12 protein-coding genes are annotated in these 24,298 nt (G+C 39.3%); 11 read left to right on the forward strand and 1 reads right to left on the reverse strand.

Translation table 11 applies throughout. The features are described from left to right. The first annotated feature begins 20 nt into the window (after nt 1-20). The 11 genes from HS960_RS17150 to HS960_RS17200 all read left to right on the forward strand — a co-directional run bounded on the left by HS960_RS17150 (nt 21) and on the right by HS960_RS17200 (nt 21,425). Nucleotides 21-1,364: a c-type cytochrome gene (locus HS960_RS17150; RefSeq protein WP_182330166.1), complete on the forward strand. Its 1,344-nt coding sequence runs from the start codon at nt 21-23 to the stop codon at nt 1,362-1,364. Between the two features lie 52 nt (nt 1,365-1,416). Further along, nucleotides 1,417-3,966, forward strand: a complete 2,550-nt coding sequence (locus HS960_RS17155; RefSeq protein ID WP_228280053.1) for a carboxylesterase family protein — start codon at nt 1,417-1,419, stop codon at nt 3,964-3,966. Between the two features lie 411 nt (nt 3,967-4,377). Next, nucleotides 4,378-5,502 carry an ROK family protein gene (locus HS960_RS17160; protein WP_182330168.1) on the forward strand — a complete coding sequence of 375 codons (1,125 nt, stop codon included), beginning with the start codon at nt 4,378-4,380 and terminating at the stop codon, nt 5,500-5,502. Nucleotides 5,503-5,879: 377 nt separating this feature from the next. Then, nucleotides 5,880-7,052: an ROK family protein gene (locus HS960_RS17165; RefSeq protein WP_182330170.1), complete on the forward strand. Its 1,173-nt coding sequence runs from the start codon at nt 5,880-5,882 to the stop codon at nt 7,050-7,052. Nucleotides 7,053-7,077: 25 nt separating this feature from the next. Next, on the forward strand, nt 7,078-10,173 hold the full coding sequence (locus HS960_RS17170) for a SusC/RagA family TonB-linked outer membrane protein (RefSeq protein WP_153847073.1): 3,096 nt from the start codon (nt 7,078-7,080) through the stop codon (nt 10,171-10,173). Nucleotides 10,174-10,327: 154 nt separating this feature from the next. Further along, entirely contained in the window at nt 10,328-12,226 is a 1,899-nt protein-coding gene (locus tag HS960_RS17175; protein ID WP_182330172.1) for a SusD/RagB family nutrient-binding outer membrane lipoprotein, read from the forward strand. 404 nt (nt 12,227-12,630) lie between these two features. Then, nucleotides 12,631-13,755 carry an ROK family protein gene (locus HS960_RS17180; protein ID WP_182330190.1) on the forward strand — a complete coding sequence of 375 codons (1,125 nt, stop codon included), beginning with the start codon at nt 12,631-12,633 and terminating at the stop codon, nt 13,753-13,755. Between the two features lie 23 nt (nt 13,756-13,778). Continuing rightward, nucleotides 13,779-17,126, forward strand: coding sequence for a SusC/RagA family TonB-linked outer membrane protein (locus HS960_RS17185; protein WP_182330200.1), 3,348 nt, complete (start codon nt 13,779-13,781; stop codon nt 17,124-17,126). An 11-nt stretch (nt 17,127-17,137) separates the two neighbouring features. Further along, nucleotides 17,138-18,718 carry a SusD/RagB family nutrient-binding outer membrane lipoprotein gene (locus tag HS960_RS17190; protein ID WP_182330202.1) on the forward strand — a complete coding sequence of 527 codons (1,581 nt, stop codon included), beginning with the start codon at nt 17,138-17,140 and terminating at the stop codon, nt 18,716-18,718. 74 nt (nt 18,719-18,792) lie between these two features. After that, nucleotides 18,793-20,229 carry an alpha-L-fucosidase gene (locus HS960_RS17195; protein WP_120333537.1) on the forward strand — a complete coding sequence of 479 codons (1,437 nt, stop codon included), beginning with the start codon at nt 18,793-18,795 and terminating at the stop codon, nt 20,227-20,229. 161 nt (nt 20,230-20,390) lie between these two features. Next, a complete protein-coding gene (locus HS960_RS17200) occupies nt 20,391-21,425 on the forward strand; it encodes a sialidase family protein (RefSeq protein WP_228280056.1) in 1,035 nt (344 codons plus the stop codon). Nucleotides 21,426-21,646: 221 nt separating this feature from the next. Here HS960_RS17200 and HS960_RS17205 read toward each other — a convergent pair whose 3' ends face one another. After that, nucleotides 21,647-24,010, reverse strand: a complete 2,364-nt coding sequence (locus tag HS960_RS17205) for a glycoside hydrolase family 3 N-terminal domain-containing protein (protein ID WP_182330204.1) — start codon at nt 24,008-24,010, stop codon at nt 21,647-21,649. Nucleotides 24,011-24,298 lie beyond the last annotated feature (288 nt).

Here is a 24,298-nt window from a genome sequence, read left to right on the forward strand (position 1 = left end):
CTCGCTCATTTAATATTGCCATGAACAAAACAGCTATTTATAAAGTTATATCAAGTGTATTAAAAACAATATTTATAGTAGTGGGCTTTATAGATACAAATTCTTATGCTCAATCCTATTATCAAGATGTCGAACCTATTATTTTATCAAAATGTGCACCCTGTCATCGACCCGGTGAAGCAGCTCCTTTTCCACTTTTGACCTACAACGACATTTCTAAACGAAGTAATTTCATAAAAAAAGTAATCACTTCAGGATACATGCCTCCTTGGACTGCGGATAATAATTATGTCCATTTTTCTAACGATAGGTCACTGACTAAAAAAGAAATCGAAACAGTCGTCAACTGGATCGATAACGGAGTAAAAAAAGGCAAAAAATCAACTACTGAAATAAGTGAACTGTATAGTATCACTGGATATGGACGAACTCCAGATTTGACACTGACAGCTTTAGATACATTTACCGTCAAAGGAAATAACAAAGAACGTTTCGTAGAATTCAAGATACCTTTTGAATTGGATCAAGAACAAGCTATAGAAGGAGTAGAATTCTTTAGCAACAATAAACGCTTAATCCACCATGCTAACTATTCAGTACAGGTTATTTCAGATCCAGCAATAGATATTCATCAACAACCAAAATTTGCCAATCATACCGACGGCAATACTATTTATACAGATCCATACAGAATTTTCAAGCGTGATATGGCATACTATGGAGGATGGATCCCAGGCTCGTCACCTGAATCTTATCCCGAAGGAATAGGATGGACAATGCCTAAACGTGGTATAATATTGCTATCTATCCATTTTTCTCCTACACCTATTGATGAGCAGTCCGTTAATGGTATACATTTATTTTTTACCAAAAAACCGATAAAAAGAAAAGTTACTGTTGTAAGCTTCGGCTCTGGCGGTTTAGGAGAAAAGGATATTAGACCTTCCTTTTTTATGATCCCAGCTAATCAAGTAAAGGATTATACATTGAAATTTACAAATCCCACCGAAGATCTTTCTTTACTTTATATATGGCCACACATGCATTATATCGGGAAATCGTTCAAGGCATACTACACCAATAATCTGGGAGATACTATTCCACTCGTAAATATTCCAAAATGGGATTATAGATGGCAAGAGATGTATCGCTATAAAAAATTTATGAAGATACCCCGCGGCTCTACTATACATATGGAATGTACGTATGATAATACCGAAAAAAACCCATTCAATCCGTTCAATCCACCACAAAATATATATTCTTACTCCAATATGCAATCCGACCAAGAGATGATGACAATGCTACTTATTTATGTACCATACAAGGAAGATGACGAAAAGCTCAGCACTTCGCCTGACTAACAATATTTGTTATTAAACTCGATAATAATTAACAACTTTTAGAAGAATCAAAATGATGACACAAAAAATCTTCTCCTGCGCAGTTAGTAAATTAATTATAATACCTTTCGCTTTTTTACATTTTGGCTTACTTGCCCAAAACAAATATCGTTTTGAAAAAGGACTATACTTACAAATTACGCATTCCTATGGCAGAGAAGCAGTCTATTCAGACGAGTTTCTTTGGAACTATTACAATGGAACCTTTATTGAGCCAAAAGAAGGGAAAAGCATAAATGGAAAGCAGGTTGATCAAGCAAAGTGGACTTTTATCCAGACTGACACCTCTGGTTTTTTTAGACCGTCGCCCGGTATGGGGGGAAACCTACGAAATCCCAATAACCCTGCAGGCCCGGGAAGAATCGAAAAGATAGCTAATTCTACCAGTACACAACAAAACGCTAACCCACGACGTGGATTAGGTCCTACCTATTTGTATCTGACTTATAACGCAAAGAAAGCGCAAGCTGCTATTCTTAATATCAAAGGCAACAGTGCTGTTTTGATCAACGGCGAACTCCATTCCGGTGACCCCTATCGCATGGGCTGGTTAAACATTCCTGTACAACTAAAGAAAGGATTGAATGAATTTTATGTACGTGGTATATTGGTACAGGCTGAGCTATCTTTTCCTACTCAGCCAGCGATATTGGACATTAACGACGCTACACTTCCTGATATCGTTTTGGGTAAAAATAACAGTAAATTACTGGCGGGTGTTGTTGTGATCAATAATACATCCAAGAACATGTATGACCTTAATATAGAGAATACTATTGAAGGATCCACAAGTACAACACCTGTTCCAGTTATCCCGGCATATAGTACGAGAAAAATTAGCGTGCAGATAGATGCGTCAAAAATTGTAGCCATCGGTTCGCCCACAGTAAAGCTCGGTTTGTTCAAAAAAGGAAAACTGATCGATCAGAAAAATATCAACCTGCGTAGCGTATCTGCAAGCACTCCCTACCGCCATACTTTTACCAGTGAAATCGACGGTAGTCTACAGTATTTTGCGGTGAATCCCGCGACCGGCGGTGAAAAATCAGGCGATGCTTTATTCTTCTCCGTACACGGTGCGGGCGTGGAAGCATTAGGGCAGGCCCAGGCCTATCACGCAAAAGACTGGGGAACATTAGTAGCTCCAACAAACCGTAGGCCTCGTGGATTCAACTGGGAGGATTGGGGACGCTTAGATGCATTAGAAGTACTTGCTTTAGCAAAACAGACATTAAAACCAGACACACAGCGTGTATATTTAACCGGACATTCTATGGGCGGGCATGGAACTTGGTTCTTAGGCGCTACTTATCCAGATAAATGGGCTGCAATTGCTCCTTGCGCCGGCTACCCGACACTTAAAGGCTACGGCTCGGCAGACGGATTAATTCCCGAAAAAGGCCGCAATGAAATGGAAAATATTTTACTCCGTTCGAGTAACCAAAGTGACGTCATCGCCTACACATCAAACTACAAGCCACTGGGAATTTACGTCTTGCACGGCGATGCCGATCGCACCGTACCGATAAGCTATGCACGTCAAATGCGCAACATTCTTGGTGAATTCCATCCTGATTTCAGTTATTACGAATATCCCGGTGGATCGCACTGGTATAGTAATGAAAGTGTAGATTGGAAACCCATGTTTGATTATTTCAAATGGCATAAACGTAAAGTCGATAAGGACGTCAATAAGATTGATTTTAAAACAGCAAATCCAGGCATATCGGCTTCTTACTATTGGGCCACCATTTATCAACAGGAAGAAGCACTATCCTATTCACACATCCAGCTCACTCGTGACCTAGAAAACAATACGATCCAAGGCCGAACAGACAATTTAAAAACCCTGGCCTTAAATCTGGACGCCTTTCCTGAAGGTCAACATATTAATATCATGTTGGATTCGCTATCACAGATCAGCTACCAAAGATCAGCAAAAGATGCGATGATCTATTTAAGGAAGGCGAAACAGGGATGGCAGATCATCGAAAAGCCTTCGCCTGCCGAAAAGGGACCACACCGAAACGGAATGTTCAAAGAGGCCTTCAACCACAACATGGTATACGTTTATGGTACGAAAGGTACACCCGAGGAAAATAAATGGGCAATTGAAAAAGCGAAATACGATGCTGAGTCATGGTATTACCGCGGTAATGGCTCATTTGACATCATCGCCGACACTGAATTTGACACCACAGCATATGCCAATAGAAATATTATTCTTATCGGCAACAGCCAGACCAACTGCGCTTGGAACGTACTCTTGACAGACTGTCCTATTTCCGTAACATCTTCAGCAATAAAATTGGGAGTGCATAAATATGAAGGTAATGATCTAGGTGGTTACTTTATCTGGAAAAAGCAGGGAAGTAATATCCAAACGATCGGCATTATTACCGGCACTGGAATCAAAGGTATGAAAGCCGCTACTGCAAACCAATACTTTGCTGGTGCAAGTGGTTTCCCGGATTATATGTTTTTCAAGTTGGATATGTTGAAATATGGTCCAAGTTCACTTATTGATGCGGGCTTTTATACAAATGATTGGCTTGTCGAATAAGCAACGCGCTAAAATGAAGGAACTGTCGAATTGCAGTGGAAAAAAACATGTTTTTTTCCACTGCAATTCATACTCACTAAGAAATCTCTCCGATCAAGCGACGTCATAGGAATGATCAAGAATAACCATATTTGGAAAATAGCTTTTTTATTAAAAAAAGATTCTGACAAGCGTACATTTAAAATTCCAACAGATATATAGATTATAACTTCAACCTTGCGATCAGCAACTTTATTACAACAATGCAACCTAGTGTTTTGAACAATCACAACTTTTTAAATACTTTTAAGAAGTATTTTGAACTTACGATAAAAACACTTTATCTTTATTATAGAATTATAACCATTATTTCACAAGCCAATTACACTAATGATGAAAGCTGACATATTACGATTATTATATTATAATGAAATGCAATCCATTGCGGAAATCTCAAAATATCTTTCTAAAAGTACACCAATTGTCACAAAAACGATTAATGAGCTTGTTAAATCAGGTATACTCCTCGACACTGGACTTGAAGAATCTACAGGTGGAAGACGTGCATCCCAATATGGATTAAACAAACAGCTGCCGCATCTAATAGCAAGTATCGCTATTGATCAATACTACAGTTCTTTCACAATATCCGATTTAGCCCATAATATCATTGCTCAACAAAAAGATGTTGGCATAGATCTTAAAGATCAAAACGCTGGAGAAATGATATTACAGCATTTAGAACGTATTATAGCAACAAGTGAAATAGATAAAAAACATATAATTGGAGTCGGCATCAGTATGCCAGGTTTTGTTAATCCCGAAGAGAAGATTAACGATTCTTATCCTAAAAATTCATCTCTTCATCATCTCTATAAGCAAATCGAAGATAAGTTAAACCTCAATACAGTTATCGATAACGATTCGCGATGTATTGCTTGGGCAGAGAAAGAATTTGGACACGGAGTTGACATTGCGCACACACTTGTCATCAATCTAAATTGGGGAGTCGGCTTGGGAATCATCATTAATGGAGAAATATTCAAAGGTGCTACCGGATTTGCGGGAGAATTCAGTCACATCCCTTTGTCTGACAAAAACACCTTGTGCTCTTGTGGTAAACGAGGTTGCCTAGAAGTTGAAGCATCTCTTAATGCAGCTATACAAAACACAGAATCTGATATCGAAAATGGCGAATATTCTATCTACTCCACGTTCGTAAAAGCAAGCAGCAATAAATCCGATGCATTAATCGAAGCTGCCAAACTCGGAGACCAGATTGCAATTAATAACCTCGGAAAAATAGGTTACATGTTAGGCAAAGGGATTTCAACATTGCTACATATCCTCAATCCAAACAAAATAATTATCAGTGGACGCGGTGCTGAAGTGGGAAATATTATAGCACCACAAATACAAGTTGCCATTAATGAATTCAGTATACCGAAAATAGCGAAGATGACAACCATTGAAATATCTTCACTTCATAAAAATGCACAACTGATGGGGACTGCAGCACTTGTTGCAGACCATCTAATAGAAAACATCATAAACTAAGCAGATTTAGGTAGCAATACCGCTGCAAATTTAGATCAAAAAATCATACGAATACGCAACTAAGCTAATGAAATTATAGTTACCCTCAATTACAACCGATAAAATACACTCTTAGCGTCAAAAGGAGAAATCAACAGTACCGAATGGCAAAAAAAGCAAAGTGTGGTGAAATATTAATTAAGTCCTAAAGTTTCTTAATACACGAGCGCTCCAATACTGGAGCGCTCTTTTTTGTGATCATACCAATCTATTTAAAAGACGCTCATCAAAAAATAAAACTTTTTAAAATTTTTAAAAAGTTATTTTATCTTAACATAAAAATAATATATCTTTAGCGCACGCTAAAAGGGATACACTAACGAAACACTTATTATTACATGGAATTAAAGGAGAAAATCCTTACCTATCTATATTATTTAAAGGAGCAGTCTATTGCAGGGCTTTCAAAAAGCCTTTCAAAAAGCACACCGATTGTTACAAAAGCAATTAATGAATTGCTCGAACAAAGAATCATTGTCGACAAAGGACTAGCTGCATCTACCGGAGGCCGAAGAGCAGCGTTGTATTCTTTAAATGAAAACCTCGACAATTTAATCGTTAGTATATCAATTGACCAATTTTACACTTCTATACATCTCAGTAATTTACAACAAGAAATTTTAGGAGAGGAAATTGACATCAAATTAGATCTCACAGATCCAACTGCCGGTGTTGCTATCCTTACGCACCTTAGAATCTTCATTGAAAACAACCATATCGACACTAAAAAAGTAATTGGTGTCGGAATAAGTATGCCAGGATTTGTCAACTCAACCACAGGTATTAACAACTCATACACAGAGGATAACCCACTGTACAATCTCAAAAAAATCGTTGAGACAGAATTTAACATACCGACCGTCATTGACAATGACTCTCGCTGTGTTGCGTGGGCTGAAAAAGAATTTGGCAGCGGAATCAACAGTACACATTCTCTGGTTATTAATCTGAATTGGGGAGTAGGATTGGGAATTATCATCAATGGTGAAATATTCACGGGAGCAACAGGATTTGCGGGCGAATTTAGCCATATCCCATTATCCAACACAAATAGCTTGTGTTCATGTGGCAAAAGGGGCTGTCTTGAGGTCGAAGCCTCTTTAAAATCGGCTATTGATCAAACCGAAATATCAATCCAACAAGGTGAATATTCAATATATAGCACATTGATAAAAACGATGAGCAACAAGAGCAATGCACTGATTGAAGCTGCCAAAATTGGCGATCAGTTGGTCATTTATCAAATCGGAAAAATTGGTTTTATGATTGGGAAAGGAATATCTACGCTGCTCCATATTCTCAATCCAAACAAGATTATCATTAGCGGTAGGGGGGCTGAAATTGGAAATATACTGGCTCCTCAAATTCAAAATGCAATGAATGAATTTAGTATCCCCCGGATTGCTAGGATGACCGAAATAGAAATCTCGAATTTACATAAAACGGCGCAACAAAAAGGGACAACAGCTTTAGTTGTCGAACATTATATCAATCACATTTTAACGAATTAAAAAAGCTTACTTAATTACCTAAAAAATGAGTCTATTTTACAAAAAGACAACGGGGTTGGCGCTATGCACGTTATTCAGCGCATCAGCCCTATATGCACAACAATCGATTACTGGCAAAGTGTCCGACGACAAAGGACCTATTTCAGGAGCCACTGTAACTGTTAAAGGAACTACAAAAGCTACCCAGACTAATGCAAGCGGATCATTTCATATTGATGCAGCTCCAGGCGAAACTATTCGCGTAACCATCGTAGGCTATAAATCACAAGAAATTCTTGTTGGCTCGACTAAAACGATTAACATCACACTAACAGCAGATGCATCGGCGCTGGAAGAAGTCGTTGTGACAGCAATGGGTATAAAAAGAGAGAAGAAAACACTGGGTTATTCTTTTCAAGAAGTTAAATCTGAACAGCTTACCGATGCAAAAGAAACAAACGTTGCCAATGCTTTAGTCGGTAAAGTTTCTGGTCTTCAGGTTATCAAAGGATCAGCAGGGCCTGCCTCTTCGACAAAAATCACACTCCGAGGAAACAATTCGTTAACTGGTGACAACCAGCCGTTAATCATTGTTGATGGCGTACCAATGAATAATTTCCTTGGTGGTATGAAAGGAAATGGTGATAAAAATAACGACATGTGGAACCCAGCAACAGATATGGGAGGTGGTCTAGGTGATATCAACCCTGACGACATAGAAAGTATGTCTGTGCTGAAAGGAGGCGCAGCTTCGGCCCTATACGGTTCAAGAGCTGGAAATGGCGCTATTGTTATTACCACAAAATCAGGTAAAGCTCAAAAAGGAGCTGGTATTACGTATTCCTCTACATTAGGTATTGAAACCATCTTCATGACACCTAAACTCCAGAATAGTTTTGGTCAAGGTAAAGATGGGGTCTACAATCCAATAAGCACGACGAGTTGGGGTGATAAAGCGACGAAGGTTTACGACAACATCGGCGCTTATTTTAACACAGGGGTCAACCATACGCAAAACCTTGCTTTCCAACAACAACTTGGCGAAACAAATATTTACTCCTCCGCGACTTATTTAAATGACCAAAGTAAGATCCCGGGTTCTTCATTAGAAAGGATCAATTTGATGACGAAGGTCACTTCATCATTTGGCCCAGACAAACGTTGGACAACCGATGTCAAAGTGCAGTATATGAACATGAATGCCAAAAATAGACCAATTTCAGGGCAAAACAATTCGAATGTATACAGCACTTTATTTACCATGCCTCGCTCCATGAACATTTTGGATTTCAAAAATCCATTGAATTCTGTTGGTGATATGGCTTGGTACGGAACGAGTGAAAACAAAACAATGAACCCTTACTGGCTTGAAAAATACCGCTTAAACAATGATATCCGTGACCGTTTTATTATGAACGGCAATATCAAATATAAGTTCAATGACTGGTTAAATGCTGAAGCTAGGTTCGGTCGAGATCAGTATACAACCAACTACGAAAACAAAACTTATGGTGGAAGTCCATTAATTACAGGCGGAAGCTATGGTGTCGGTAAAAATACATTCTTTGAAAATAATTTTACGTTGGCAGTAAACGCCCGCAAAGATAATTTGGTTGGAAAATGGGGTGGATCTGCCTCTTTATTTGGACAGATCATGAAGACGAGATCTACAGGAATCGACGCTAGTACAGGAGAATTACAAGTACCAAATCTATTCTACATCAATAATAGTAAGTCTTTCCCTACCATCGAACAGAGCTTACTACAGAAACAGATAAACTCACTTTATGCAACAGCGGAGATCAACTACGACAACTACTTGTTCTTTAATGTGACCGGAAGAAACGATTGGTCGTCTGCCTTGGGATTAGATAACAGATCATTCTTCTACCCTTCCATCAGCGGATCATGGGTTATCTCAGATATGGTTAGTAAAAATGGTGGTTCATTGCCAAGCTGGTTAACATTCGCTAAATTACGAGGATCTTATGCCGAAGTTGGTAATGACCTTCCCTCTTTTCAATTGTACAATGTGTTTAATATCGGGAAAGATCCAAATGGAAACACAACCGCAGGAATGGGCAACACGAAGTTTAGTCCGGATATTCTTAGTGAACTCATTAAAACGATCGAGTTTGGTTTTGACACAAGATTATTCAACGGCAGACTCGGTTTGGATTTCGCATGGTATAAAACCAACGCAACTAATCAGTTAATTGATCTTCCAATGAATCCGTTTAGCGGTTATGAGTACGAAAAAATTAATGCGGGTAATATCCAAAACTCGGGTTTCGAGATCGTATTAGACGGAAGAATCTTAACCAACAAGGAAGGTTTAATCTGGAATTCTAGCTTGAACTTTTCAAGAAATAGAAATAAAATTATCAGTTTGGCTGATGGTGTAGATATGTATCCGTTAGGTTCATATGACAATGTATCGATTAGAGCATTAGAAGGTGGATTGTATGGTGATATCTATGGAACCAAATATTTACGTGTTGAAGATTCTAACAGTGAATTCAATGGTCAATTAATCCTAAATGGCAGTGGATTGCCTCAAGCAGCGAGCGGACTACATAAACTTGGAAACCAAGCGCCTAAAGCATTAGTAGGCTGGAGCAATAATTTTGCATACAAAAACTTTGGCTTAAGCTTTCAGGTAGATGGAAGATTTGGCGGCGAATTCTTCTCCGGAACGAATCTTAATTTACAGGCAAATGGTAATGCTGCTGTTACGGCTCCAAATGGAGAACGTAATCCATTTGTGGTTGATGGAGTAATTACATCCAACGGATCTTATACAAAAAATACTGTCCAAACAACACAACAGTTATACTGGACTCAAGTAACATCTACCTCAGGAAACTACGGTATTACAGAACAGAACGTATATGATGCTACCAATATCCGTTTAAGAAATGTGACATTAAGTTACAATTTTCCAAAGAGTATTCTTGGCAACAGTATCGTACAGCGTGCTAAAGTTAGTTTGACCGCAAATAATGTCTGGATGATTAAGAGTTATGCAAACGGTATAGATCCAGAATCTGTATTTGCGATCAACTCGAATGCAACTGGTTTTGAAAACTTTTCAACACCAACATCCAGATCATTCTTCCTTAATGTCACGTTAGGATTCTAATCAAATAAAAACGATAAATAATGAAGCCATCACGACAAATTCCGTTTCACATAGAAATAAACAAATCTGACGGCTTCATCACAATTGAAACCGCGGAAGGCGGCATGAATGCCTTAAAGAGAAAATAGGCTCATGAATAAACACATTTAAATAGATGAAAAATATCATATCAAAAATAAGTTTTGCTTTACTCCTAGGGGGAGTTATCAGCTCATGTTCCAAATTTGATGAGATGAACAATAATCCCTATAAAGCCTCAGACGATCAGGTCAAAATTGAATTCTTTTTTAACAATTCCCTTACTGGAGCACAACAAGATCCTAATATTGCGGAGCGTATCTTTGTTTTGGACTGGAAAACTACAGGTCGCCAACATATGACCAATGGTCTTACAACAGGAACTGTAAACGACGATTGGTCAAAAGAGTATTACAGATATTCAGCTGAATGGATCAAAAATGCAACAAAGGGGATCGAAATTGCCACCAACGAGATCAATGCAGGATCGGCAAAAGAATATACCAACAATCTGCTCCAGATTACCCGTATCTGGAGAGCATATCTGATCAGCGAAGCAGCAGACAACTTTGGTCCTATGCCAATTGAATTTGCGCAAGGTGTTAATCCCAAATACAGCTCTGTTAAAGATGTTTACTATTATCTTTTTGAGGAGCTGAAAGATGCTACATCCAAAATGAAGTCAGGAGTCAAAGTACCCGACGATGTGATGAAGTTTGACCGAGCTTATGCTTTCAATGATGAAAAATGGATCAAATATGCTAATTCCATGCGTATGCGTCTTGCAATGCGCCTTTCTGAAGTAGATGCTACGAAAGCGAAATCTGAGTTTGAAGCAGCAGTAGCATCCAATAAGTTTATCATCAATACAGTGGATAATTTTACGGTGGCCGAAAAAGATGGCTGGGACCCATTAACAGGAGTTATGAGCCGGAGCTGGAACTACCAAGCACTTTCTGCTACATTAAATAATCTATACCTTGGGCTAGGTGGTATTCCAACGGAACAACAAGTTGCAGAGCCATTAAAATCTTCTGTGAAAGCCGATAATTACATTGGGAAACGCTATAGTAACCATTTCACCACAATGACAAATGACCCTTCTGCGGGATACTGGTTAGATGGTCTACCAAATAAAATTGACCCACGTGCTTTAAAAGCATTTTTCATTCCGGGTGATTTCAGTAATCAGAATTTCTTTATGAATGGCGACGATTCAGAAACAACCGTTGATACCCTGGTTAACGGCAGTACTAAAATTGCTGTTAACACCAAATATACATGGAATGCATTTTCATTAGGTGACTGGGCTGCAAAAGGGACAAATAATAGATTAAGAAGTACACTTGTAGGGAAAGTTCCAGCGATTGGTGTACAATTCAGAAGAAGTGCAAATAGTCGTATTTTCTTCGCTAACTGGGAAACTTATTTTCTTCTGGCAGAAGCTTCATTAAAAGGCTGGACTACTGGAACTTCAGCACAAGCTGCATATGAAAATGGGATTAAAGCCAATTTCGATTACTGGGGTGTAGGTCAATTTGCGACGGAATATATTAATTCGATGGATTACAATCGTGTTGGTACATCTGTTAGCTTTACGCATGTAGCCGAACCAGGGGATTCCCATACTATGAATTATATTGATGGTTATACAAATGTTGCAGGAACCGCAACTATCAAGTATCCCGTAAATACACTTTATAAAAATGGAACAGTGCGCAATGACTTGTTAACAAAAATTATTACCCAAAAATTCATTGCTAATTTACCATGGTTACCATTAGAATCTTGGAATGACCAAAGAAGATTGGGACTACCATTCTTTGAGAATCCAGCTATTGAAAATGCATTGCCAAACTTGCCCGATCTTACATCTGCAAATTACATGACAAGCAGCATTAAATTCTTCCCTCAACGGTTAGCATTCCCGTCATCATTTAGGGATACCGATCCAGCAGGATACCAGGAAGCTGTAAGCTTATTGGGCGGCACTGACAAAGTATTAACACCACTTTGGTGGGCTAAGCAGAAATAGCTTTCCTTAAAAACAAAAAAGCCAGCTTAAAGCTGGCTTTTTTGTTTTTAAGGCAGTATGTCCACATATATTTGTTACAATAACATTTAATAAAGGGTCAAAAAAAGGGCAATTTTAGTCAAAATAAAGGATCTTTTGAATTCTTTTTAAAAAATTTAAAAAGAATTTGGAACTTAAAATAAACTATATATATCTTTAGATTATAAACTAAAAACAAGCATAAACAAAACTCATCTGCCTCGAATCTAAATTAAACAAATCAGATGGGTGAAAACCAACTACCTATGATATTACAAAACGATAATATCATATTTTAAAAGATATTATAAATCAAAAAATTACGCATTAACAATGTTTAACTAGAGATGGTCGTAGAGATTTTAAGAAAACTGTATTATCGGCCAATGCAACCGATTGCAGATATTGCGCATTCACTTTCACTAAGTATCCCTTCTGTCACTAAAAAGATCAACGAGCTCCTCCTTAAAAATATCGTCGTGGAGAAAGGCTACGCTGCGTCAACGGGTGGAAGAAAGGCTATGCAATATATGCTAAGTGAAGATCTAAACTATACGATCATTAGCATAACGATCGACCAGTTCTACATTGCAATTGCTTTTTCAAATCTTAAAGGAGAGATCGTCTCATCATTAGAAAATCTTCCGATTGATCTTAAAGATGCTGATGCAGCAAATGTACTATTGAAAACCGCAGATCGTTTTGTTTCTACAAATAACATTGATTTAAAACAAGTTATCGGCATAGGAATTAGTATGCCAGGCTTTGTCAATTCCGAAACAGGGCTAAATGAATCGTACAATAGTGATTCTCCTTTATATAACGTAAAGGAACTCATCGAACAAAAATTTAACGTGCCAGCGGTAATTGATAACGATTCACGCTGTGTTGCCTGGGCTGAAAAGAAGTTTGGTAATGCACAAGATTCCTCCCACTCCCTTGTCATTAACCTTAATTGGGGAGTAGGTTTGGGTATTCTTATTAATGACGACATCTTTAAAGGAACTTCTGGTTTTGCTGGTGAGTTCAGTCACATCCCTCTTTCCGACGAATTAACACTATGCTCTTGCGGTAAGAGAGGGTGCTTGGAAGTGGAAGCCTCTGTTAGCGCTGCAATCCGTAATATTGAAAAGGATATAAAGAACGGCGAATACTCTATATATGAAAAACTTGTAGAAGAATATGACAACAAAGCTGAAGCTCTTATTGAATCCGTTCACATCGGTGATCAGATAGCCATCAATAATATCGGAAAAATTGGGTATTTACTAGGTAAAGGAATATCAACGTTGATACATATTCTCAATCCGAACAAAATTATCATCAGTGGTCGTGGAGCGGAAATCGGTTATATCCTTGCGCCTCATATTCAAGTTGCAGTAAATGAATATAGCATTCCTAAAATATCGAAGAAAACAAGCATCGAGATGTCCGACCTCCACAAAAGAGCGCAACAACTCGGCACATCAGCATTAGTCATAGAAAAATACATCACAAACATTATTAACTAACGTTTTACACAAATACCTAAAACATGAGTCTATTTTACAAAAAAACTGCAGGATTAGCGTTATGTACACTTTTCAGTGCTACATCGCTCTATGCGCAGCAAAGCATTTCTGGAATAGTTTCAGATGCTAATGGACCTGTCTCTGGCGCAACAGTTTCTGTTAAGGGAACAACCAGGGGTACTCAAACAGGCGCCAATGGGTCTTTTACAATTCAAGCTTCACAAGGTGAGGTCTTACGTGTATCTATTGTCGGATACAAGTCCCAAGAAATAGTGGTTGGTACCTCAAAAACAATAAACATAAAATTAACAGAAGATGCTTCTGCTTTGGAAGAGGTTGTCGTAACAGCAATGGGTATCAAGCGTGCCCCAAAAGAGCTGGGTTACGCAATGAGTACCGTTGACTCAAAAGAATTAACAAAGACCGGATCTCCCAACTTTGCTGGAGCATTATATGGAAAAGCACCAGGAGTCCGCATTTCTGCAGCACCGGGGGGAGCAACTTCAGGTATTAACATCAACATTCGTGGTACAAACTCCATTACTGGAAACTCCCAACCTTTGGTCATTATTGACGGAGTTCCGATGCGACAAACGTCTTTCAACAATTCAGATTATTGGGGTGACCAACGTGCTAGAGGAAATGGTCTAGAAGACCTCAACCCTGAGGATATCGAAAACATTAGTATTTTAAAAGGTGCTTCCGCAGCAGCTTTATATGGCTCTGAAGCGATGAATGGGGTTGTCTTGGTAACGACCAAATCTGGAAAAGCTGGAAAGGGATTTACAATTGATTTCAATGCGACCTACACGCATGATCAAATAGCTTATTTACCTAATTTCCAAGATGTAAGAGGCCCAGGATATTCAAAGGCTTACCAAGATGACAAGCAATCCGACGATATGTTTCAATATTATGGAAATAATCTTGCTGTAAATGGTGTCAATAGAGGTGTAATGAATTCAACGGTCAACTTCGGACCTTTATTCGATGGTAAAGATATTATCTCTTGGGATGGTAAAGTTCGTCCATATTCTGCTCAAAACTCGTATAATAAATTTTTCAACAATCCCAATAATAGCATTTTCAATTTAGCAATTGGCAATACATCAGAAAACTCAAATATTAGGTTCTCTTTGACTCGTCAAGACAACCAAATGACCGCGTTAGAATCTTATAATAAGAAAAACATCGCCAATTTAAATGCAAGTTTCACCTTGTGGAAAAATTTCAAAAATGATGTTGTCGTAAATTTCATTAATCAGCATACGCATAATAGACCATTTTTGACCGACCGTCTAATTAACAACTTTGGTGGGATGATTTCCACATTTGACAATCCAGAGTGGTACTTCGGTAAATATCAGACTAGCTTAGGATATAAATATGTAATTGATGCAGCAGATGCTCAAAGCCTAACTCCAGCGGAAAATATACGTTATAATGGATACCGTGGCGATGTTTTGGAATATGTCTGGAATTCTAAAGCAAAACAATATGATGAATACTCAAATCGCTTAATTGGATCATATACTGCAACTTGGAATGTCACCAATGATCTATCATTACGAGCACGTGTTTCAGCAGACGTCACCTCCTTAAAGACCGAAGATAAGCAGCCTAACGAAAAACCGCTATTATTTGGCAACTCTGGATTCTTCTCATTAGGAAATCAAAATGCAAATATCTATTATACCGATTTATTAGCTACTTATAACAAAAAGATAAATAAAGACATCAAAATCGGTGTCGTTGGTGGTTATACAGCTACAAGGTCAGAAGATGTCTATGTTCAAAATCAAACAGAAGGTGGATTGACGGTGAGAAATTGGTATGATGTCAATGCAACTTTAAATTTAGCAACGAGAAACGACAAGTACAATTATAGAAATCGCATGCTAAGAGATGCATTATTTGGAACTGTCAATTTCAATCTTAAAGAATTTTGGAATGTGGAAGGAACAATACGTAGAGAGCGAATTTCAACTATGCGCCCAGATAATAATGTGCTCTATTATCCGTCAGTAAATTCAAGTTTTATTCTTTCTGACGCCTTCCATTTACCAGAGTTTTTCAACTATGCAAAGCTTCGTGGTTCTTGGGGGATTGTAGGTAACTATCCGGATATCTATAAGAGCGCATTGTCTTACACACAAAAGACTTTGGGATCACAAGTTGACGGTGGCGCATCTGTTATCTACACAACAGTGCCGACAACAGAATTTGGAAATGAAAACATCAAACCAGAAACTAAAAATGAGGTAGAATTTGGTTTGGAAACTAGAATGTTGAATGGACGATTAGGATTTGACATAACCTATTATAATGGGTTGATCAAAGATCAAATTTTGAATTATACATTACCAATCAGCACAGGCTCTAACTCAATCCTTGCCAATGTGGGTACATTAAGAAATACAGGTTGGGAGTTTGCAATCAATGGAACTCCGATTCAAAAAGAGAATTTCAAATGGTCTACTACGTTGAATTTCTCTATGAATAAAAATGTCGTCAAAGAATTGCCTGGCAATACAGGAACATTATTATTGAGAGATTATGATGGTAATGCTGCTCAGCTTGTAGCCAACGTAGGACAGTCGATGGGTGATATTATGGTTCGTCCTATTAAAACAGATGAAAACGGCAACAAAATTGTATCTGCTAATGGTATGTACGAAATCGATGGAGACCGTTGGATAAAGGCTGGAAATGCTATGCCAAAAGCAGTAGGAGGATTCATAAATAACTTCAGCTATAAAAATTTCAATTTAGATGTTTTGATGGATTTTAGACTTGGAGGTAGTGTCATGCCTACTGGTATAAACTGGATGACAAGTAGAGGTCTAACAGAAGAAAGTTTAAATTACATGGATGCTGCACATGGTGGGCTAAGCTACTATCAGACAAAAGATGCAAGTGGCAATATCATCGGGGTAGCTACGAGTGGCAATACTGGACCTAATGGTGAAACTGTTTACCACGATGGTATGTTGATGGACGGAAAACTCGCTGATGGAACAAACAACAGCAATATTATCTCTCAAGCAACCTACTATAATGGCACTTACAACTGGGGAGGTCCTCAATACTCTCAATCGAGATACGAACTTTATGTCAAAAAAAATAATTACATAAAAATGCGTGAGATTTCGCTAGGCTATCGTCTACCTGCCTCTGTAGCTTCCAAATTAAAAGCAAAAAATATACAGCTCTCAGCATTTGGACGGAATCTATTCTTCATTTATAGATCGATCAAAGATATAGATCCTGAACAAATGACAGGTGGTTCTAACTGGATCAATAACGTTTCTAATGCAGGTACATCGCCAGCAACTAGAACCTATGGTTTAATGCTACGCGCTAGCTTCTAAATTTTACGACAATGAAAAAACAACTTTTTATTTGTGGCCTATTGGCAGCATCCATATCGACAATAACATCTTGCAAAAAAGATTCATTTGGAGAATATTATGAAAATCCGGGAAAAGTTTCTGAGTCTACGCCAGAAAAGCAATTTACAGGAATGATCTATGACTTTAGAGCATTAATCATTCCAACATATGGAAATTATTTTATCACATTACGCCCTACAATTAATTTATATATACAGAATCTAGGATCCATAAATCAAGCGAATCAATTAGTTCCGGGCTCTGCAGCAATCGAAGAACGTTGGAATAAATATTACGCAGGCTTAGCACAATATAAAGAATTTGTTCGCCTATATGAGGCATTGAGTGATGAAGACAAAACTCAAAAACGTTCAATGGCGTTGGCAGCAAAGATTCTATTTTACGACCAAACACAACAAATGGTAGATTTGGTCGGTGATATTCCGTGGACGGAAGCTGGTAAATTGATGGGCAATGGGGGAGATTATACAATTTCCTATCCAAAATATGATAAAGCAGAGGATATCTACACAACGATGTTGGATGACTTAAAAGCGATTAGTACAGAACTTAATTCCATAACTGTTCCACAAACTTTTGCATCGACCTTTAAAACGCAGGATCTAATTAATAATGGTAATCTTACGTTATGGAAAAAATACTGTAATTCACTTCGTTTGAGGATGTTGACGCGCGTATCTGAAAATTCTCAATTTTCTGCTAGAGCGGCAACGGAACTAGCTCAAATCGTAGAAAACCAAACAACTTTTCCACTTATTCTAACAAATAGTGAAAATGCACAATTGGATATTTTCAATACAAGTTCAGATATTAAGTCCGAGGATATTAAAGGTGCTTTTGAAACTGATGGTTGGTATTCGAACATAGCAAGTAAATATATGATCGATGAAATGAATAAAATCAGCGATCCAAGACGTCAGCTATTATTTGAAACAGGATCAACAGCGAATGGTGTATACATCGGTCTTGATCAAAGTGCCCCCTCTGCAGAACAAAATATTTTAGTTAGAGGAACAACTTTAAGCTTCTTACATCGTAACACTATTTCACGTAACAGATTTCTTCCCGGTCTGTTGGTCACTGCATCGGAAGTTAATTTTCTCTTAGCAGAATACTATAGCAGACACAATAACAATGCTGCAGCTAAAACTGTATTCGAAACAGCACTCAAAGAATCTGTCGATCTGTATACAAAAATTAGTCAGAAAAGTGATGATGCCACTATCGCTAAGGCTGCGGTACCTACTGCAACACAAATTACTGATTTCGTAACCGCTGTAAATTGGGATAATACTACGAATAAAATCCAATTGATCGCTACGCAAAAATGGCTACATTTCAACCTTTTTCAGGCTGTACAAAACTGGTCAGAGCAACGTCGTTTGGACTATCCGAAGTTTACAATCCCTACATTTACTACCGATAGACAGAAAACTGTTCCTGTTAGGTTGACTTTGCCACAAACAGAAGCAACATACAATGCAAAAAATTATGAGGAAGTAAAAAGTAAAGATACGCCAGACACCAAACTTTTCTGGGACGTTAATTAACGTATAAACTACATCTATCTATAAGAAGGCCACCTAAGGTGGCCTTCTTTTTATCATTTTCACTATCTTTATCCATGCAAAAACTAAAAACCATTATATCCACTGCGCTGATTGCTTCAAGCGCAACACTAGCGTTTGGCCAGGCACACAACGTATCTAATGGCTATCAAAAACCGACTGATCCCTTAGTAATTGAAAATCTCGAACAATGGCAAGATATGAAGTTTGGTCTTTTCATGCATTGGGGTACCTATAGTCAATGGGGAATCGTTGAAAGCTGGAGTATCTGTCCTGAAGATGAAGGCTGGACCCAACGCAAACCCGAACATGGTAAAACTTATTTTGAATACCTAAAGAACTACGAAAATCTACAGACCACCTTTAATCCTACGGATTTCAATCCACAAAAATGGGCCGATGCCGCGAAAGCTGCCGGCATGAAATATGTCGTCTTTACAACAAAACATCACGATGGATTTGCCATGTTCGATACCAAAGAATCGGATTATAAAATTACATCCTCCAAAACGCCATTTTCCACAAATCCAAAGGCAAATGTGACCAAAGAAATCTTCAATACCTTCCGCAATGACGGTTTTAAAATTGGGGCCTATTTCTCCAAACCGGACTGGCACTCCGATTACTACTGGTGGTCATACTTTCCGCCAAAAGACAGAAATGTAAATTATGACCCTAAAAAATATCCGGATCGTTGGCAAAAATTCAAAGACTTTACCTACAATCAAATCAACGAGCTGACCTCAGAATATGGCAAAGTCGATATCCTCTGGTTGGATGGTGGCCAGGTGCGCCCCTTAGAAACCGTTGACAAATCTGTTGACTGGCAGCAAACAATCAAAATGGATCAGAATATTGACATGGACCGCATTGGTGGCATGGCAAGGAAAAATCAACCCGGCATTATCGTTGTCGACCGTACAGTACCTGGAAACTGGGAAAATTATGTTACACCTGAACAAGCGATCCCTGAACATCCCTTGGATATTCCATGGGAAAGTTGTATCACCATGGGTAATTCGTTCAGCTATGTGCCCAACGACCAATACAAGCCGACAAAAAAGATTGTTGAAACATTGGTAAAAATTATTTCCCGCGGTGGAAACTACCTATTGAACATAGCCCCTGGCCCAACAGGAGATTATGACCAGGCAGCATACGATCGCTTGAACGAACTGGCAGCCTGGATGAAAATCAATCAAACGGCAGTGTTTGCAACACGTACGATTGCTCCATATCACCAAGGTGACTATTACTACACAAGAAGCAAAGACAGTAAAGTGGTCAATGTATTCCATCTTTCTGAAGGTGATACTTACCAACAACCCAATGAATACGTCTTTCAAGTACCTGATAATTTTAGCGTAAAGAAAATCGCTATTTTGGGTCATAAAGGTAAATTGGACTGGTCTCAACGTGGTAACCAAATTACCTTAAGAAGCCCCAGTACACGATTTAGTTATGCTACTGCAATTCAATTGCAAAGCAAATAATATAAAATTCCGTTGGATTATATCCAACGGAATTTTATCATTTAACAAGGTCATTATTTACCGATCACCGCCTGAATATCTCAATATTCCCAAAGCCTCTGCTCAGGAATAAGAAAATAAGTCATCAACAAACTATGGGGTTTTTAGAACCTTAAATTCCAATGAAAAAAATCAACCTATTTCCACTATTTATCCTTCTTTTTCTATCCTCATGTACAACGTATAAACCTCAGATCCTGGTGTCAGAGCAAATTTTTAAAACAGGCCAGGTTCCATTCCAACAATGCCATGCTTCCACGATTCAAGTCATCGGAAAAGACAGTTTATTGGCAGCCTGGTTTGGTGGTACACATGAATCTAACGCCGATGTTGTCATATGGAGTTCACTGTATAGCCAGGGACAATGGCAGCGTCCTGTACAGATTGCAGATGGAATCCTTGCTGACAACCGCTTTCCAACATGGAATCCTGTCTTCTATCAATACCCGCACAGTGATACACTCTCTTTGTATTATAAAATAGGGCCCAACCCCAGAGAATGGAAAGGCTATGTCAAACATTCGCTGGATAAAGGAACGACCTGGTCTGCACCGCAGCAATTGCCTGAAGGTATATTGGGGCCAATCAAGAATAAACCACTCACCTTGACAAACGGACTTCTTCTCTCCCCTTCCAGCACGGAGTCCAAGGAAGAAATCTGGAAAGCACACCTGGAAATCAGCCGCGATCATGGCCGCTCCTGGTCCGTCAGCGCAATACGCCCAGATACCAGTATCCAGGTTATTCAGCCAAGTGTGATCCAACATGCGGATGGTCGCATTCAGGTGCTCTGTCGAAGTAAAGAAAATAAAGTGATGGCAGCATTCTCAGCAGATGAAGGCCTTACCTGGGGCCCCTGGCAAGCCACAAACCTGCTCAATCCCAATTCTGCCACAGACGCCATCCGTTTAAATAATGGTTTATTTATGATCGTCTTCAATCCGGCTATCGCTGGTAACGACTGGTGGGAAGGGCGCACAAAACTGCATGTCGCCATATCAAAGGATGGCTTACAGTGGAAAGATGTCCTAACCCTTGAAGATGGGGTAAAGAACGATGAGTATTCTTATCCGACAATTATTCAGGACACAAACGGTCTTATCCACATCACCTATACCTGGAATAGGAAAAGTATCAAGCATATTGTGCTCAGGTAACTTTCTTGAACAGAAACAGCGCCAGTAGATCCGACTAAGACACCATGCTATCGGTACAGTAAAAAAGAGATTGTCTGGCATTTAATATAAATCGCTGTGGGCCCAATATTCAAAATAATACAGCAGTTTGAAATGGTACAATAGGTGGTTTCAACTCGCAAGATAAAAAATGGGGCGGTCCAAAAAAATTGGACCGCCCCATTTCATATTTTTGTCTAGGATTAATAATCTTTTGTTAAAACCGTTTCTCCCTTCAACCGGATATCATCGGAAGATGCGCCGACCAAAAGTTTAAACCTGCCTTTTTCCGTCTTCCATTCGTTTCCTGCATTCCAAAGTTTGAGGTCCTCCTTGGTCAATTGAAAAGAATAACGTTCTTTCTTTCCTGCGGCAATGTTTTTACGCTCAAACCGCTTCAACTGCATAACAGGTGTCACGACCGAACTTACTTCATCCACAACATACAACTGAGCGACCTCATCGCCCGCCAATTTGCCGTTATTAGCCACGTCGAACGACACCATACATACAAAATCATTGCCATTCTCCTTCAGAGAGACCTGTAAATTGGAGTAATCAAAACTGCTGTAGCTCAACCCATAACCAAAAGCATACAATGGTTTGGCCGACATTTCCACATAATCGTGATGTTTAGGTTTTGTATGGTTGTAATGTACCGGAAGCTGGCCGACCGAACGAGGTACCGAAATCGGTAATCTTCCAGCCGGATTATAGTCACCGAACAATACATCGGCAATAGCCAAGCCGCCTTCTTGTCCCGGATACCAGGCATTGACGATCGCAGGCACATGTTCAGCTGCCCAATTTAAGTTCAATGGTCTCCCCATAATCGTAACAAGTACAACTGGTTTTCCCGTTGCCTGTATCGCTTTCAGCAACTTGATCTGATCGCCCATCATATCCAGAGAAACGCGATCAAATCCTTCTCCGCTCTCCATATCACTTACCGTATTGGGATCAACATTGGCTGCTCCAGTTGCTTGATACGACGTTTTAAAATCACGTGCACTCGAACCACCTAGGACTAAAACCACCGCATCGGCCTGCTTTGCAGCTGCGACGGCGGCAGCAATATCGGAATTGCTTGTATCACGGATCGCACAACCTTTCACATAATCAACCTTCGTACTGTTACCAACTGCCGCCCTTATTCCGGTCAATAGGGTCTGAACTTTCCCTTCAGCCTGTGGAGCAGTATAATCGCCCAGCTGATTATAGGCATTGTCGGCATTCGGTCCTATAACGGCTATTCGTTTCAACGATTTACTTAAGGGTAAGATATGCTGATCGTTTTTAAGCAAAACAATCGACTCGCGGGCCACCTGTCTTGCCACCGTTTTATTTTGTGCCGTAGCGACTTTTTGGGCTACCAACTTTTCATCCGCATAAGGATGATCAAAAAGCCCCAGATTGAACTTCATTCGCAGTACACGGGCCACTGCTGTATCAAGAACAGCAGGTTCAACGAGACCCTGTTGGACAGCCTTAAGCAGATTTGAACCGTAACCAGTCCCGCTTAGATCGACATCCAATCCGGCATGTATACTTTGTGAAGCCGCTTCTTCTGCGGTCGCTGCTGTTGCATGCCCTCCATTGAGCCCTGATATACTCAATAGATCAGATACAACAAAACCCGTAAACCCCCAGTCTTTACGTAGAATGTCTTTTAGCAACCAGGGGTTCGCTGAACAAGGAATACCATCAATGCTATTATATGCTGTCATAACCGACCCAGCTCCTGATTTTACAGCACGCTCAAAAGGCGGCAGAAAATACTGTCTCAGGCTTCGTTCTCCAAACGATACGGACTCACCATTGTGACCGCCATCTGGAGCAGCATAGGCAACAAAATGCTTTAAAGTTCCTATTATTTTATCGCGCTCACCTAACTTCTCACCCTGAAAACCACGGATCATCGCAGTTCCCATCTGACCGATCAGATAGGGATCCTCCCCATAGGTCTCTTCAGTGCGCGACCAACGTGGATCTCGTGCTAAATCTAATACAGGACCGTAGCCGTTTTTACCACCCACGGCATAAGTCTCCATGGCAATTGTTGATGCCATATCCTGAATCAACATTGGGTTCCATGTACTCGCCTGTCCGATCGCGGTAGGAAACACTGTTGCACCAATCGCCATATGTCCATGTGGCGCCTCCTCAGACAACAACAATGGAATCCCTAATCGAGTACTATCCACCATATAACGTTGGATCGCATTTGTAGCGCGTGCAGCTTCTACAGGGCTCAGGCCATTCAGCAAGGTTTTCTGTGTCCAAGGATCAGCACGTAAGGTTGCCCATAATAATCCGATATGCTGTTCTTTTACGGCCTTTCGCAATTTATTGCTGATTGTAACCTGCTTTCCGTTTTTGCTATACATTTCCCAGCCCAGCAATTTGCTCAATTGCCCGACTTTCTCTTCCACAGTCATTCTTCCCAATAGATCACTTACCCGTTTTTCAATTGGTAATGTACTATTCTTATAGGGCAATTGCTGGGCTTGAAGTTGTGGGCAGAGCAATGTCGTCATTGCCGCCATAAGTAATATACGGACTTTCATAAGTGGATTATTATTTATCTAGTTTTCTTCATTGATCGGATCCGGTTTAATTATTTCACATCATCTATGCAACCGGTTTCCAAGTCACTAAATTAACGATTTAGCCCAAATAATCAAGTTAAATTTTGATTCCTAATTCTTTTAACAATCTATAGGGCGGCAGCATTGGTTTGAACAGCGTTCATCTAAGCAATCTAACATAGGGTGTACTTTATGTACTGAAGTAGAGGAGAGCAAATGGCAAACATCCACGAAATTGATTCTTGCACGTTGGGCAACAACAAAACA

This window comes from Sphingobacterium paramultivorum, from assembly GCF_014109745.1.
In the GTDB taxonomy this organism is placed as follows: domain Bacteria; phylum Bacteroidota; class Bacteroidia; order Sphingobacteriales; family Sphingobacteriaceae; genus Sphingobacterium; species Sphingobacterium paramultivorum.